Here is a 13,917-nt window from a genome sequence, read left to right as displayed (position 1 = left end):
TTGCGGAAAGAACGCTTTTCGCCTTTTCCTCGCCCCAAAATGGCTTTTTTAGTCATTTTTTCATAAAAATATCGATTTGTTTATGCCGATTAATGCTAAAAATATCCATTGCCAAAAGCGTATTCGGCCCATTCCGGCGACATGCTCACCTTCTCGCCGCCAACGGCGAAATTGTTTGCACCATAACTATTCTCTTCAGCACCGGAAAAGTGCAAAAAATGTTCGCGTTAACTTCCCCGTCATTTTCGCGCCGCGGCGTCAGGCCAGCCCACGCCTGAAAATCGCTTAACAAGACCATAACAAACGCCGATTTCCAGCACCGCTAAAAGTTGGCCTGAGAGTTGCAATACCCTTTCTGGCGAGAGTGCGGCCAGGCGAGATAACGCGCCGCTTATGGCAGATTTGTCTGCCGCCGCCGCGCCGGAGACATTGCGACAAATGACTGGCATTTCGAATGTACAGACGCAAGAGCGGGGATAAATCGCCATTACGCGTCATTTTTAGCTGCATATCTTGCCGCTAACCGGCCACTGGCTACCTATTTTCAGGTAATCGGCACGGCATTTTGTTCTGGACATTAAAACACTCGGGAAATAAATCGCTAACGCGCTGCGCTGGCAGGAAGTGGATAACGCACGGACGCGGACGTTCGATTGCGGTCGCGGAGCCGGCCCGTCGGGGCACCAGTCCACGAGTGAAATACGGGTCTTTGAGGAGAATGCCGGATGTTAAGTTTACGGTCAGTAAATCAGTTTTATGGGCAAAACCACACGCTGTGGGATATCAACCTGGAGCTGCCGCGCGGCCAGTGCACCGTCTTGATCGGCCGCAACGGGGTGGGCAAGACCACGCTGGTCAACTGCATCATGGGCCACCTGCCGGTGGTCAGCGGCAGCATGACCTGGCAGCTGGCGGACGAGCCGCCGCAAAACCTGCTGCAGCAGCCGGTGGAAACCCGCGCGGCGCTGGGCATCAGCTACGTGCCGCAGGGGCGACAGATATTTTCGCAGCTGAGCGTGGAGGAAAATCTGCAGGTGGCGCTGATGGCGGGCCGCGATAAAAACCGCCGCATTCCGCCGCTGATCTACAGCCTGTTTCCGCACCTGCGTGAGATGCGCGGCCGCCGCGCCGGCGATTTATGCGATGGGGAGCAACAGCAGCTGGCGATCGGCCGCGCGCTGGTGCTGGAGCCGGAGCTGCTGATCCTCGACGAACCTACGGCGGGCGTGCAGCCCTCTATCGCCGCGGACATCGGCGGGGTGATCCGCAAGCTGAACCGCGAGCTGGGCATGACCATTCTGCTGGTGGAACACAAGCTGCCGTTTGTGCGGCGGGTGGCGGATCGTTTTTGCCTGATGGATCAAGGGCGCGACGTGGCGCATGGTTCGCTGGAACAGCTGGATGAGGAGTTGATCAATGCCTATCTGGCGGTGTGAGATGAAAACGCGAAGGGGGCGCCGTTCCCCCCCACGCGTTATAGCCGGCCGAGATCCAGGTACTGGCCCAGCGGCTGGCGCCCGGCGTCGGGCAAGTGCGGGATTTCGCCCAGCAACGGCGCCGGCAGCAGGCGGTGCAGCGTCGCCAGGTACTCCCGGTGCCGCCTGCCGGGCGGGCTGACGTCGTTGGCGATCCAACCGGCCAGCGGCAGCCCCGCCTGGCGGATTGCCTGCGCGGTCAGCAGCGCATGGTTGATGCAGCCCAACTTGATGCCCACCACCAGGATCACCGGCAGCCGTTCCTGCTGCACCCAGTCGGCGAAAGTGTGCCGCTCGGACAGCGGCGTAAACCATCCGCCGGCGCCCTCCACCAACAGCCAGTCGGCGCGCTGCTCCAGCCGGCGCAAACCGGCGGACAGCCGCGCCAGTTCGATCGGCCGCCCCTCGTCGGCGCTGACGATGTGCGGCGAGGTCGGCTCGGCGAAAACGTAAGGATTCACTTCGTCGTAGCTTAGCGCCACGCCGCTGTTGGCCTGCAGCGCCAGCGCATCGCCATTGCGCAACCCGTCAGCGGTCATCTCGCTGCCGGAAGCCACCGGCTTGTAACCGGCGCTGCGATAGCCCGCCAGATTGGCCGCCTGCAACAGCGCGCTGCTGGCCACGGTTTTCCCCACTTCGGTGTCGGTGCCGGTAACGAACCAACGCTTAATCACGATAAATCACTCCATAAACCAGATGATAGCTGAGCGGAAACTGCCCCTGTCGGCACGGATAGGCCGCCTGTAACGCCGCGAGCCGCCGACGCGACATCAGCCCGCCTTCGCGGCCCCGATGCAGGTGAGTGGCGCCGATGCCCTTCAGCGATCGCATCAGCGCCATCACGTCCGGGTAATCCAGGGTTCGCCATTCCGACTCGAGACGGTGGCGATAGCCGGCGCAGGCGGCGCGGATGTCCGCCAGCGGGAGAAACGCATTGACGTGGCGCTCGCCGTCCACCTGTTGCCAGGCGTCGCCCAGCTCGCGCAGCGAGCCCTGCGCCAGGGTGGAAAACAGGATAACGCCGCCGGGCCGGGTCACCCGGTACAGCTCCGCCAGCGCCGCGGGCAGAGAGCTGCACCACTGCACCACCAGGCTGCTGAAGCAGATGTCCATCGCCGCCGAGGGCAGCGGCACGTTTTCGATGTCGCCCAGCAGATAGTGGTCCGCCGCCTGTTGCCGGCGGGCGAACGCCAGCATGCCGGGCGCCAGATCGAGCGCGGTCACCTGCTTGCCCAGCTCGCGCCAGCGGCGGCTGAAATAGCCGGTGCCGCAGCCGGCGTCCAGCAGCTGCTCGCCCGGCCGATCCCCTCCCATCCCCAGCAAGCGCTCGCCAACATCGCGCTGCAGCGCCGCCGCCGCATCGTAGCTGTTCGCCGCCCGGCTGAAAGCCGAGGCCACCGCCTGTTTGTTCACCGATTCAAAGGCTGACGTCATGCAGCACCTCCAGCAGGCGATCGATGTCCTGCGGCCGGTGAGCCGCCGTCAGGGTAATGCGCAGCCGCGCACCGCCCGGCGGTACCGTCGGCGGGCGAATGGCGCTCACCCACAGGCCCCGTTCGCGCAGGCGCTGCGCCAGATCGAGCGTACGCTGATTGTCGCCCACCAGCAGCGGCTGGATGGCGGTGTCGGATGCCGTCAGGGTCAACGACAGCCCCGCCGCGCCCTGGCGGAAACGCCGGATATTGTCCCGCAGCCGGGCCCGCAGTTCGTCGCCCTGCTGAATGCGCAGCAGCGCCGCCTGCAGCGCGCAGGCCTGCGCCGGCGGCATCGCGGTGCTGTAAATCAAATGCCGGGCGAACTGCAGCAGGTATTCGGCGGTCGGTTCGTCGCACAATACCGCCGCGCCGCTGACGCCGAACGCCTTGCCGAAGGTCGCCACCAACAGCTCGGGCCGCACGCCCTGCTGCCAACAGCTGCCGCGCCCCTGCTCGCCGCGCACGCCGATGCCGTGCGCGTCGTCGACCATCAGCCAGGCCCCCGCCGCGCGGGTCAGGCGGTGCATCTCCGCCAGCGGCGCGCTGTCGCCGTCCATGCTGAACACCCCTTCAGTCACCGCCAGCCGCTGCCCGGCGCAGGGCTTGGCCAACAGGCTCGCCAGCGCCTGCGGCTGGTTGTGACGAAACCGGCGCAGCTGGGCCGGCGACTGCGCCGCCGCCTCCAGCAGCGACGCGTGGCTGAGGCGATCGGCCAGAATGCGATCGTCCGCCTGCAGCAGCGCCGCCAGCAGCGCCTGATTGGCGGCGTAGCCGGAAATGAACAGCAGCGCGCGCGGGTAGCCGAGCCACTCCGCCAGCCGCTGCTCCAACGCCTGATGCGCGGTACAGAAGCCGGTAACGTGGCCGGAACCGCCGCTGCCGACGCCATACTGCTGCGCTCCCTGTTGCCAGGCGGCGATCACCTGCGCATCCTGGCTCAGGCCCAGGTAGTCATTGCCGGAAAAGTTCAGATAGCGCTCGCCGTCGAGCAGGATCTGGCGGCCGTTGCCGCCCTGATTCACCTGACGGCGGCGATAGGCCGCGCTCTGCCGCCGCTCATCCAGCGCGTCTTCAATGCGTCGTTGCCAGTTCATCACAGCGCCGCGTTGTAAAACTCTGCGGTATCGGCGTGCAGCAGCTGCTCGGTCAGCGCCTGCTGCTGCTGATTGTCGCCGTGCTCGGTTTCGGTCTGCTGCGGGTTCAGGCCCAGCTTGCGGAACAGCTGCAGGTCCTTGTCTTCTTCCGGGTTCGGCGTGGTCAGCAGCTTGCAGCCGTAGAAGATCGAGTTGGCCCCGGCCATAAAGCACATCGCCTGGGTCTGTTCGTTCATCTGCTCGCGGCCGGCGGAGAGGCGCACGTAGGAGGCCGGCATCATGATGCGCGCCACCGCGATGGTGCGGATAAAATCGAACGGATCGACGTCGTCGTTATCCGCCAGCGGGGTACCTTTCACCTTCACCAGCATGTTGATCGGCACGCTCTCCGGCGGCTTCGGCAGGTTGGCCAGCTGCACCAGCAGCCCTGCGCGGTCACGCACCGTTTCGCCCAGCCCGACGATGCCGCCGGAGCAGACTTTAATGCCGGCGCCGCGCACCTTGTCCAGCGTATCCAGACGTTCCTGATAGCTGCGGGTGGTGATGATGTTGCCGTAGAATTCCGGTGAGGTATCGAGGTTATGGTTGTAATAATCCAGCCCGGCCTCCGCCAGCCGCTCGGCCTGGGTGCCGTCCAGCGTGCCCAGCGTCATGCAGGTCTCCATGCCCATCGCCTTCACCCCCTGTACCATTTGCTGCAGGTAAGGCATATCGCGCTCGTGCGGGTTTTTCCACGCCGCCCCCATGCAGAAACGGGTCGAACCGGCCGCTTTGGCCTGGCGCGCCGAGTCCAGCACCTGTTCCACCTGCATCAGCCGCTCCGACTCCAGGCCGGTTTTATAGCGCGAACTTTGCGGGCAATATTTGCAGTCTTCCGGGCAGGCGCCGGTCTTGATCGACAACAGCGTGCTGACCTGCACCTGGCGCGGGTCAAAGTGCCGGCGGTGTACGGTTTGCGCCTCAAACAACAGTTCGAGCAAGGGTTTGTCAAACAGGGCCTGGGCAAGCCCCACTGTCCAGTGAATGCGATCGGCCATCATGGCGTCTCCAAAACGAAAAAGTGTCGTCAGTTTAGATATTGTGGATATACTGTCAACCATTCTGAATTCAATTTGGTTTACAAGTATGTCTATCACCGCATCCGACCTGGAGTTTGACCAGCGTCATATCTGGCACCCCTACACCTCGATGAGCCGCCCTCTCCCCTGTTATCCGGTCGCCGCCGCCCGCGGCGTCGAACTGCAGCTGGCCGACGGCCGGTTGCTGGTGGACGGCATGTCCTCCTGGTGGGCGGCGATCCACGGCTACAACCACCCGCAGCTGAACCTGGCGGCCACGCAGCAGTTGGAAAAGATGTCGCACGTGATGTTCGGCGGCATGACTCATCCCGCCGCCATCGCGCTGTGCCGCCGGCTGGTGGACATGACGCCGGAAGCGCTGCAGTGCGTGTTCCTGGCGGATTCCGGCTCGGTGGCGGTGGAAGTGTCATTGAAGATGGCGCTGCAGTACTGGCAGGCGCGCGGTGAACGGCGGCAGCGTGTTTTGACCCTGCGCCATGGCTATCACGGCGATACCTTCGGCGCGATGTCGGTATGCGATCCGGAAAACTCGATGCACAGCCTGTATCAGGGCTACCTGGCGCCGCACCTGTTCGCCACCGCGCCGCAGTGCCGCTTCGACGGCGAATGGGACGAAAACGACATCGCGCCGTTCGCCGCACTGCTGGAACAGCACGCCGGCGAAGTGGCGGCGGTGATCCTGGAGCCGGTGGTGCAAGGCGCCGGCGGCATGCGCATCTATCATCCGACCTACCTCAAGCGGGTGCGCGAGCTGTGCGACCGTTACCGGGTGCTGCTGATCGCCGATGAAATCGCCACCGGTTTCGGCCGCACCGGCAGGCTGTTCGCCTGTGAACACGCCGGGGTGGTGCCGGACATCCTCTGCCTGGGCAAGGCGCTGACCGGCGGCTATATGACGCTGTCGGCCACCCTGACCACCCGCCACGTGGCGGACACCATCAGCAACGGCGCGGCGGGCTGCTTTATGCACGGCCCCACCTTTATGGGCAACCCGTTGGCCTGCGCGGTGGCCGAAGCCAGCCTGGCGCTGCTGGCGGAAAATCGCTGGCAGTCGCAGGTGAGCGCCATCGAAAGCCAGCTGAAACGGCAACTGCTGCCGCTGGCGGCATTGCCAAAAGTGGCGGATGTGCGGGTGCTGGGCGCGATCGGGGTGGTGGAAATGCACGAACCTGTGGACGTGGCGCAGCTGCAGCGCGGGTTCGTCGAGCGCGGGGTATGGATCCGGCCGTTCGGCAAGCTGATCTATCTGATGCCGCCCTACGTCATCACGCCGGAACAGCTCGGCCGCCTGACCGCCGCGGTGGCGGCGGCGGTGCAATAACCCTTACCAGTGCTGGTCCAGATAGCGGGCCAGCAACACCAGGCAGAGGATCCACAGCAGAATGATCATCACCGCCGCCATGCGGCCGGTGGGATTGTCGAGGCGCTTTTGCGCCTTCTCGCGCAGTTCGGCCATCAGCGGTTTGGGGATCAGGCGCACCGCCAGCATGATGCCCAACGGCACGACGATCACATCGTCCAGATAGCCCAGCACCGGGATGAAATCCGGGATCAGATCGATAGGCGATACCGCATAACCGGCCACCAGCAGCGCGATCAGCTTGGCGTACCAGGGCGTGCGCCGATCGCGGGCGGCCAGCCACAGCGCATAGATGTCGCGCCTGATGCCCTTGGCCCAGCGGCGCAGCCAGCCGAACCACGGCGTGCGTTTTTTCAATGAAATCATGGTTACTTCATATAGGAACGTAAAACTGTCATCAGTTGTTCGATGTCCTGCTCGCGCTGCTGCGGGGTAGCGTCCTGCGCCGCGAGATGCTCGCGCACGTGCCCTTCCAGCACCTGCGCCATCAAACCGTTTACCGCGCCCCGTACCGCCGCGATCTGCTGCAGAATAGCAGAACATTCGCCGCCGTTCTCCAGCGCACGCTCCAGCGCCTCGGCCTGGCCCTTAATGCGGCGCACGCGCGCCAGCAATTTTTTCTGATCCTTGATGGTATGACTCATCGCTGCCTTCTCATTGTTATTTACTATACTGGGGTATAGTATAATTCGGTGTTATTCACTTCGCTGAGGATCCTGATTATGACGTCGCACGCTCCCGCCCTGCGCCGCGAACACAGCCACGTATTTGACGATGGTAACCCATTGGCCGAAAGGAATACCAGATGGGCGGTGATGCTCACCGCCGGTATGATGGCGATCGAAATCGCCGGCGGCTGGCTGTTCAACTCAATGGCGTTGCTGGCCGACGGCTGGCACATGAGTTCGCACGCGCTGGCGCTCGGCCTGTCGGTGCTGGCCTACGCGGCCGCGCGGCGGCTGGCGAAAGATCGCCGCTTCAGCCTCGGCACCTGGAAAATAGAAGTGCTGGCCGGTTACACCAGCGCGGTGCTGTTGGTGCTGGTGGCCGCGCTGATGCTGTTCCAGTCGGCGGAACGGCTGCTGAACCCCAGCCCGATCCACTATAACCAGGCTATCGCCATCGGGCTGGTCGGGCTGGGCGTCAACCTGCTTTGCGCCTGGCTGCTGCGCGACGGCGGCCACCACCACCATCATGGGCACGAGCATAGCCACGACCACCACCACGACCTGAACCTGCGTTCCGCCTACCTCCATGTCATCGCCGACGCCGCCACCTCGCTGCTGGCGATCGTCGCGCTGTTCGGCGGCAAGCTGTGGGGCGCCAACTGGCTGGATCCGTTGATGGGCATCGTCGGCGCGGTGATGGTCGCCGCCTGGGCCTACAGCCTGATGCGCGACAGCGGAAAAATTCTGCTCGACGCCGAAATGGACGCGCCGGTGGCCGATGACATCCGCCAGGCGTTGGCTGAATCGGGCCACGCGCTGAACCTCACCGATCTGCACCTGGGGCGCATCGGCAAGGGCAAATATCACTGCGTGATCGCGTTGAGCAGCGCCGATCGCACCCTCACCGCCGACCGGGTGCGCCAACTGCTGGCCGTGCATCATGAACTGGTGCACGTCACGGTCGAGATCAACCGGCCGCCGCTGGCGCAGGGGGTTGTATTGTTCCGCCAAAACGATCTAGCTTAAGGGCTCGGCTTTTATCGACAACTGGGAGTCATTATGGCTTTTCGTTTGTACAGCAACGACCTGCAGGACGGCGCAAAAATGCCAGAGCGCCAGGTATTTAACGGCATGGGCTACCACGGCGATAACCTGTCGCCGCATCTGGCCTGGGATGGCGTGCCGGAAGGCACCAAAAGTTTCGCGATCGCCGTTTACGATCCCGATGCCCCGACCGGTTCCGGCTGGTGGCACTGGGTGGTGGCCAATATCCCCGCGCAGGTGCGTGAGCTGCCTCAGGGCGCCGGCTCCGGCAAGGCGGCGCTGCCGGCCGGCGCCATTCAAACCCGCACCGACTTCGGCTCCGCCGGTTACGGCGGCGCGGCGCCGCCGCAGGGCGAAAGCCACCGCTACCAGTTCACCGTACATGCGCTGGACGTGGACAGCATCGAGGTGGATGAGGGCGCCAGCGGCGCGCTGGTGGGCTTCAACGTGCACTTCCACAGCCTCGGCAGCGCCACGCTTACGGTGAAATACAGCTGATTTTGCGGCAAAAAAACGGCCTCTCCTTTCCAATAATTCATACCCTATGAATTTCAAGTTGCAGCCAGGCGCCAAGCTCGCTCATCCCCGGAGCTTACTCAAGTAAGTGACAGGGTGAGCGAGTGCAGGTAACAACGCTGCAGCTTGAAAGGCGACGGGTATTAATTACTTGGCTAACACGCTCACCCACATCGGGCCCTTGCCCACCGGATATCGCGCCAGCGTAGTCAGTTTGCCGCTGCTTTGATCGATCTCATGCACCGCAATATGATCGGACTTCTGGCCGGAAGAAATCACGAAACGGCCGCTGTGATCGATGTTGAAGCCGCGCGGCTGCGCTTCGGTTGGGTGGTGGCCAACCGCCGACAGCGTGCCGCCGTCTTCGGAAACGCTGAAGATGCTCAGAATGCTGGCGGTGCGGTCGCTGGTGTACAGGAAACGGCCGTCCGGCGTGATGTGAATGTCCGCCGCCCAGCGGGTGCCGTCGAAATCGGCCGGCATGATGTCCAGGGTTTGCGCCAGGGCGTATTCGCCGCCGTTTTCCGAGATTGCCAACACGTCCACCGTGCCGTCCAGCTCGTTCACGCAGTATGCGTACCGGTCATTGTGGTGGAACGCCATATGGCGCGGGCCTGCGCCGGCGGCGGTGTCCACCGCTTGCTGCGCGTGCGGCGTCAACTGGCCGGCCAGGCTCAGGTCGAACAAGCGAATGCGGTCTTCCTTCAGGCAGGGCACCAGCACCAGCTGATTGGTCGGATCGATGTTCGCCGAATGCGGCGCGGTCAGGCCGTCGATCTGCTGAATAGGCGCAATCACCACGCCGTCATGGCCGATTGGGCTGACGCTGGCGCAGTTGCCGCTGTAGGAGGCGGAGAACAGGTAACGCCCCTGCAAATCGGTGGAGATATGGGTCGGGCTGCCCGGCAGCGGCGCCATGCCGGCCTGCTGCAGCGTGCCGTCCGCTTCGATGCGGTAGCTGACGATGCCGAACTCCGGACGCACGCCGACGTACAGATGGGTTTTATCCGGATGAATCGCCATCGGCTGCACCTGGCCCGGCACGTCAACGGTCTGCAGCAGCGCCAGCGCGCCGGCGGCGTCCAACTGCCACACGTGGATCTGCTGGCTTTCCGGGCTGGCGACATAAACGATTTGCTTCATTTTTTCTCCTTGCATAGGGTAAAAGAGAAACCGGTTTCAGGTTTTTCGGTTTCCCCTAGCTTACCTCACATCCGCGACATAACAACCCTGCGATTCACCTGAAATCTGCGCAGTTTTCTCCATGGGCCATCCGGTGTACCATCGGGTTAGTTTTCATGCTAACGATAATGAGATCCCTATGAGCTACCGCGTCATCGCCCTCGATCTGGACGGCACCCTGCTGGACAACCAAAAACGCATTTTACCGCAGTCGCTGGAAGCGCTGGCGCAAGCGCGCGCCGCCGGCGTGAAGGTCGTGGTGGTCACCGGCCGCCACCACGTCGCGATCCATCCGTTCTATCAGGCGCTGCAAATCGATACCCCGGCCATCTGCTGCAACGGCACCTATTTGTACGACTTCCAGCAGCAAAAGGTGCTGGCCGCCGATCCGCTGCCGAAAGACCAGGCCAAACTGGTGCTGCAGATGCTCAAGCAGAGCGATATCCACGGCCTGATGTACGTCGACAACGCCATGCTGTATCAGGAGCCGAGCGGCCACGTCACCCGCTCGCTGGCCTGGGCCGAGACGCTGCCGCAGGCGCAGCGCCCGACGCTGCTGCAGGTCAACAGCCTGGCGCAGGCGGCCGATGAGGCGCAGTCGATCTGGAAATTCGCCACCTCGCACGCCGATATTCCGGCGCTGCGCGCCTTTGCCGAAACGGTGGAGAAAGAGCTGGGGCTGGCGTGCGAATGGTCATGGCACGATCAGGTGGACATCGCCAAGGGCGGCAACAGCAAGGGCAAACGCCTGCGGCAATGGGTGGAATCTCAGGGGCTGAGCATGGATCAGGTGGTGGCGTTCGGCGATAACTACAACGATCTGAGCATGCTGGAAGCGGTCGGCCTGGGCGTGGCGATGGGCAACGCCGACGAGGCTATCAAGGCGCGCGCCGATCTGACGATCGCCGATCACCTGCAGCCGGGCATCGCCGAGGTGATCCGCACGCGGGTGCTGGGGCAATAACTTTCCCGGCCCCCGCCTGCCGGGGGCCGTTTTCAGCGCGTCTCGCGGCTGATAGACACGCTTTTCACCTGCGCATACAGCCACTGGCCGGGGCGAATCGCCAACTCGTCGCGCGCCCAGGGCGTAATGCGCGCCCAAAGTACGTGCTCCCCCACCGCCAGTTTGACCTCCACCTGCCCGTCGACCTCCAGGCATTCGCTGACCTTGGCAGGCAGCACGTTGCGAATGCTGCTGTTGACCGGCGGCTGCAGCACCAGCGACACGTCGGCGGCGTTGATGCGGATGCGCAGCGGGGTGCCCAGTTCGGCGTCGATGCCGCCGACCCACAGCCGCCGATCGCCCAGCGCCAGCGCGGTCATGGCATAGCGCGGATGATGTTCTATCACGGTGACGCGCAGCACGCTGCTCTGATCCTCTCGCTGCAGCCAGGGGCGCAGCGCGCTGCTGGCCCAGACCTCCTCCAGCCCGCCGAACGCCCGCACCTGGCCGTTATCCAGCACCATCACCCGTTCGGCCAGCCGCAGAATTTCATCCATACTGTGGCTGACGTAAAGGATCGGGATATTGACGTCCTGCGCCAGCCGCTCCAGGTACGGCAGCAGCTCGCGCTTGCGCGGCAAGTCCAGCGAGGCCAGCGGTTCGTCCATCAGCAGCAGCTCGGGCGCGGTCAGCAGGGCGCGGCCGATCGCCACCCGCTGCTTCTCGCCGCCGGACAGCGTCAGCGGCAGCCGATTGAGCAGCGGCCCGATGCCCAGCAGCTCGACGATATCGTCGAACTGGCCGCGCATGCCGGCCGCCATGCCGTATTGCAGGTTGCCGCGCACCCGATAATGCGGGAACAGGCGCGCATCCTGAAACACATAGCCGATGCGGCGTTTTTCCGGCGGCAGCCACACCCCGGCGGCGGTGTCCGCCAGCGTGCGGCCATTGAGCGCGATGCGCCCCTCCTGCAGCCGGGTCAATCCGCCAATCGCATTGATCAATGAGGTTTTGCCCGCCCCGGACAACCCGAAAATCGCGGTGATGCCCTGCGCCGGCAGAGCGGCGCGCACGTTCAGATGAAGATCGCCCAGCCGCTGCGAGAAATCCAGCTCCAGCATTTACGCCCCCATCCGTTTGCGGCCCCAGCGGGCCAGCCACTCGGAAACCATCAGCGAGGCCAGCGACAGCACGATGGCGATGACGCACAGGCGCGCGGCGGCGGCCTCGGCGCCCGGCGTTTCAATCAGGGTATACATCGCCAGCGGAATGGTGCGGGTCTCGCCGGGGATATTGGACACGAAGGTAATGGTGGCGCCGAACTCGCCCAACGAACGGGCGAAGGCCAGTACCACGCCGACGATCACGCCGGGCAGCGAAAGCGGCAGCGTGATGGTGAAAAACACCCGCCACGGGTTGGCGCCCAGCGTGCGCGCCGCCTGCTCGAGCCGGGTGTCCACCGCCTCCAGCGCCAGCCGGATGGCGCGCACCATCAGCGGAAACGCCACCACGGCGGAAGCCAGCGCGGCGCCGCGCCAGCTGAAACTGAAGCTGAAGCCGAACCAGTCGTACAGCCGCTCGCCTATCGCGCCGCGCCGCCCCATGGCGATCAGCAACAGATAGCCGACCACCACCGGCGGCAGCACCAGCGGCAGGTGGATCACGCCGTCCAGCAGCGCTTTGCCGGGGAACCGACAGCGCACCAGGATCCAGGCCATCAGAATGCCGAACGGCAGGCTGCACGCCACCGCCAGGCCGGAGACTTTCAGGCTCAGCTCAACCGCCTGCCACTCATACTCACTCAGAATCATTTACGCGGGGTGAATCCATAATGTTCGAAAATGGCGGCCGCTTCCGGGCTCTTCAGATAGGTATAGAAAGCGCTGACCGTCGGGGTCTGACGATCTTTAACAATCGCCATCGGATATTCAACCGGTTTATGACTGTCTTCCGGGAACAGCGCCACGACCTTGACCTTGTCGCTGGCTACCGCGTCCGAGCCATACACGACGCCCAGCGGCGCTTCACCGCGCTCCACCAGCGCCATGGCGCTGCGCACGTTGTTGGCTCGCGCCAGCTTGGGTTCCAGCGCGGCCCAGGCGCCGAGATTTTGCAGCGCCTCCTTGGCGTAAATGCCGGCGGGCACGTGATCCGGATCGCCCACCGCCAGGCGGCCGCCGTTCAGCAGCCTGGCCCAGTCGGTCTGCTTGTCGATGCTGATTTTATCCTGCTTGCCGTCCTTCGCCGCGATCAGCACCAGCTCGTTGCCCAGCAGGGTATAACGGCTGTCTTTCACCATTTGCTGTTTATCGATGGCGTAATCCATCCACTGCTGATCGGCGGAGATAAACACGTCGGCCGGCGCGCCCTGTTCGATCTGACGCGCCAGCGTCGACGAAGAGGCGAAGGAAGACACCACCTGCACGTCCTTGCCCTTTTGATACTGGGTGGCGATGTCCTGCAGCGCGTTAGTCAGCGAGGCGGCGGCGAATACGGTGATTTTTTCCGCCGCCGAGGCCTGCGCCACCAGGCCGGACGCCAATACCATACCGCCAAGCCATTTGGTCCATTGCTGTTTCATGATTTTCATTTTCTCCGCCGGTTAACGTGCATTATCACTCTTCGTTATATAAAAAATAATATAACGTGGCGCGGAAGCTTGTCATGCGGTTTATCGGCAGGATGAGAGATAACTTGAGAAACGCCCGTCGCAGGTGGCGGCGGGCGTTCGGGATGGGGGGACGGTCAGTGCTGGGTGCGGTTTTCTTTCGAGCGGCCCACTTTGGAGAAGATGTTGAAGACCTCCGCCAAACCGTAGATCAGGCCGAGAATGATCGCCATAACCACCGGCACCATTACGACGGCAAATACCAGACTTTTCAATAATTCCAACATGATGGCCTCGCTTAACGGCTTATTGAGCGGCAATGCGCACCGCCACATAAGGGATAGTTTACCCCAAAAGATCGGCAAAACGGGGTTATTTTAAACAGCCGGCGACATTTGTAACCGGCCAAACGTGCCATTTGGCGCTTTGCGGCCAAATCGGCGACAATAAGACTTTTGCAGCCGACAGGACGC

16 protein-coding genes are annotated in these 13,917 nt (G+C 63.5%); 5 read left to right on the top strand and 11 right to left on the bottom strand.

Going from position 1 to position 13,917, the window contains the following annotated elements:
• The first annotated feature begins 725 nt into the window (after positions 1-725).
• Positions 726-1,436, top strand: coding sequence for an ATP-binding cassette domain-containing protein (locus CKW09_RS06855; RefSeq protein ID WP_061800149.1), 711 nt, complete (start codon positions 726-728; stop codon positions 1,434-1,436).
• A gap of 38 nt (positions 1,437-1,474) precedes the next feature.
• Here CKW09_RS06855 and bioD read toward each other — a convergent pair whose 3' ends face one another.
• Genes bioD through bioB form a run of 4 tightly spaced genes read right to left on the bottom strand, consistent with a single transcriptional unit; the run spans position 1,475 to position 5,081 of the window.
• Positions 1,475-2,149 carry a dethiobiotin synthase gene (gene bioD, locus CKW09_RS06850; protein ID WP_061800150.1) on the bottom strand — a complete coding sequence of 225 codons (675 nt, stop codon included), beginning with the start codon at positions 2,147-2,149 and terminating at the stop codon, positions 1,475-1,477.
• Entirely contained in the window at positions 2,142-2,909 is a 768-nt protein-coding gene (bioC, locus tag CKW09_RS06845; protein WP_061800151.1) for a malonyl-ACP O-methyltransferase BioC, read from the bottom strand. The genes bioD and bioC overlap by 8 nt, the downstream gene beginning before the upstream one ends.
• On the bottom strand, positions 2,893-4,044 hold the full coding sequence (gene bioF, locus CKW09_RS06840) for an 8-amino-7-oxononanoate synthase (RefSeq protein ID WP_061800153.1): 1,152 nt from the start codon (positions 4,042-4,044) through the stop codon (positions 2,893-2,895). The genes bioC and bioF overlap by 17 nt, the downstream gene beginning before the upstream one ends.
• Positions 4,044-5,081 carry a biotin synthase BioB gene (gene bioB / locus CKW09_RS06835; protein WP_061800181.1) on the bottom strand — a complete coding sequence of 346 codons (1,038 nt, stop codon included), beginning with the start codon at positions 5,079-5,081 and terminating at the stop codon, positions 4,044-4,046. The genes bioF and bioB overlap by 1 nt, the downstream gene beginning before the upstream one ends.
• A gap of 88 nt (positions 5,082-5,169) precedes the next feature.
• Between bioB and bioA the strand changes: the two genes are divergently transcribed.
• Positions 5,170-6,444, top strand: a complete 1,275-nt coding sequence (gene bioA, locus CKW09_RS06830) for an adenosylmethionine--8-amino-7-oxononanoate transaminase (RefSeq protein WP_061800154.1) — start codon at positions 5,170-5,172, stop codon at positions 6,442-6,444.
• 3 nt (positions 6,445-6,447) lie between these two features.
• Here bioA and CKW09_RS06825 read toward each other — a convergent pair whose 3' ends face one another.
• Together CKW09_RS06825 and CKW09_RS06820 are read right to left on the bottom strand one after the other, a co-directional pair.
• The gene (locus CKW09_RS06825) at positions 6,448-6,849 is read right to left on the bottom strand and encodes a YkvA family protein (protein WP_061800155.1); all 402 of its coding nucleotides are present in this window, start codon (positions 6,847-6,849) and stop codon (positions 6,448-6,450) included.
• A 2-nt stretch (positions 6,850-6,851) separates the two neighbouring features.
• Positions 6,852-7,127 carry a metal/formaldehyde-sensitive transcriptional repressor gene (locus tag CKW09_RS06820; protein WP_061800156.1) on the bottom strand — a complete coding sequence of 92 codons (276 nt, stop codon included), beginning with the start codon at positions 7,125-7,127 and terminating at the stop codon, positions 6,852-6,854.
• A 78-nt stretch (positions 7,128-7,205) separates the two neighbouring features.
• On the opposite strand from CKW09_RS06820, the gene dmeF reads away from it, so the two are divergent.
• Positions 7,206-8,177, top strand: a complete 972-nt coding sequence (dmeF, locus tag CKW09_RS06815; RefSeq protein WP_073970378.1) for a CDF family Co(II)/Ni(II) efflux transporter DmeF — start codon at positions 7,206-7,208, stop codon at positions 8,175-8,177.
• A 33-nt stretch (positions 8,178-8,210) separates the two neighbouring features.
• Positions 8,211-8,693: a kinase inhibitor gene (locus tag CKW09_RS06810; protein WP_061800157.1), complete on the top strand. Its 483-nt coding sequence runs from the start codon at positions 8,211-8,213 to the stop codon at positions 8,691-8,693.
• Positions 8,694-8,858: 165 nt separating this feature from the next.
• Here CKW09_RS06810 and pgl read toward each other — a convergent pair whose 3' ends face one another.
• Positions 8,859-9,854, bottom strand: a complete 996-nt coding sequence (pgl, locus tag CKW09_RS06805) for a 6-phosphogluconolactonase (RefSeq protein WP_095096307.1) — start codon at positions 9,852-9,854, stop codon at positions 8,859-8,861.
• 178 nt (positions 9,855-10,032) lie between these two features.
• Between pgl and CKW09_RS06800 the strand changes: the two genes are divergently transcribed.
• Entirely contained in the window at positions 10,033-10,857 is an 825-nt protein-coding gene (locus CKW09_RS06800) for a pyridoxal phosphatase (RefSeq protein ID WP_095096306.1), read from the top strand.
• A gap of 32 nt (positions 10,858-10,889) precedes the next feature.
• On the opposite strand, the gene modC is transcribed toward CKW09_RS06800, so the two are convergent.
• The 4 genes from modC to CKW09_RS06780 form a co-directional block, all read right to left on the bottom strand.
• Entirely contained in the window at positions 10,890-11,957 is a 1,068-nt protein-coding gene (modC, locus tag CKW09_RS06795) for a molybdenum ABC transporter ATP-binding protein ModC (RefSeq protein ID WP_061800161.1), read from the bottom strand.
• Complete coding sequence (modB, locus tag CKW09_RS06790; protein WP_061800162.1) at positions 11,958-12,647, bottom strand: molybdate ABC transporter permease subunit; 690 nt, start codon at positions 12,645-12,647, stop codon at positions 11,958-11,960.
• The gene (gene modA / locus CKW09_RS06785; protein ID WP_061800184.1) at positions 12,644-13,417 is read right to left on the bottom strand and encodes a molybdate ABC transporter substrate-binding protein; all 774 of its coding nucleotides are present in this window, start codon (positions 13,415-13,417) and stop codon (positions 12,644-12,646) included. Before modA ends, modB begins: the two co-directional genes overlap by 4 nt.
• 164 nt (positions 13,418-13,581) lie before the next feature.
• Positions 13,582-13,731: an AcrZ family multidrug efflux pump-associated protein gene (locus CKW09_RS06780; RefSeq protein WP_073970379.1), complete on the bottom strand. Its 150-nt coding sequence runs from the start codon at positions 13,729-13,731 to the stop codon at positions 13,582-13,584.
• Positions 13,732-13,917: the final 186 nt, after the last annotated feature.

It is taken from the genome of Serratia ficaria (assembly GCF_900187015.1).
GTDB lineage: Bacteria > Pseudomonadota > Gammaproteobacteria > Enterobacterales > Enterobacteriaceae > Serratia > Serratia ficaria.
This window is presented reverse-complemented; position numbering and strand designations above follow the sequence as displayed.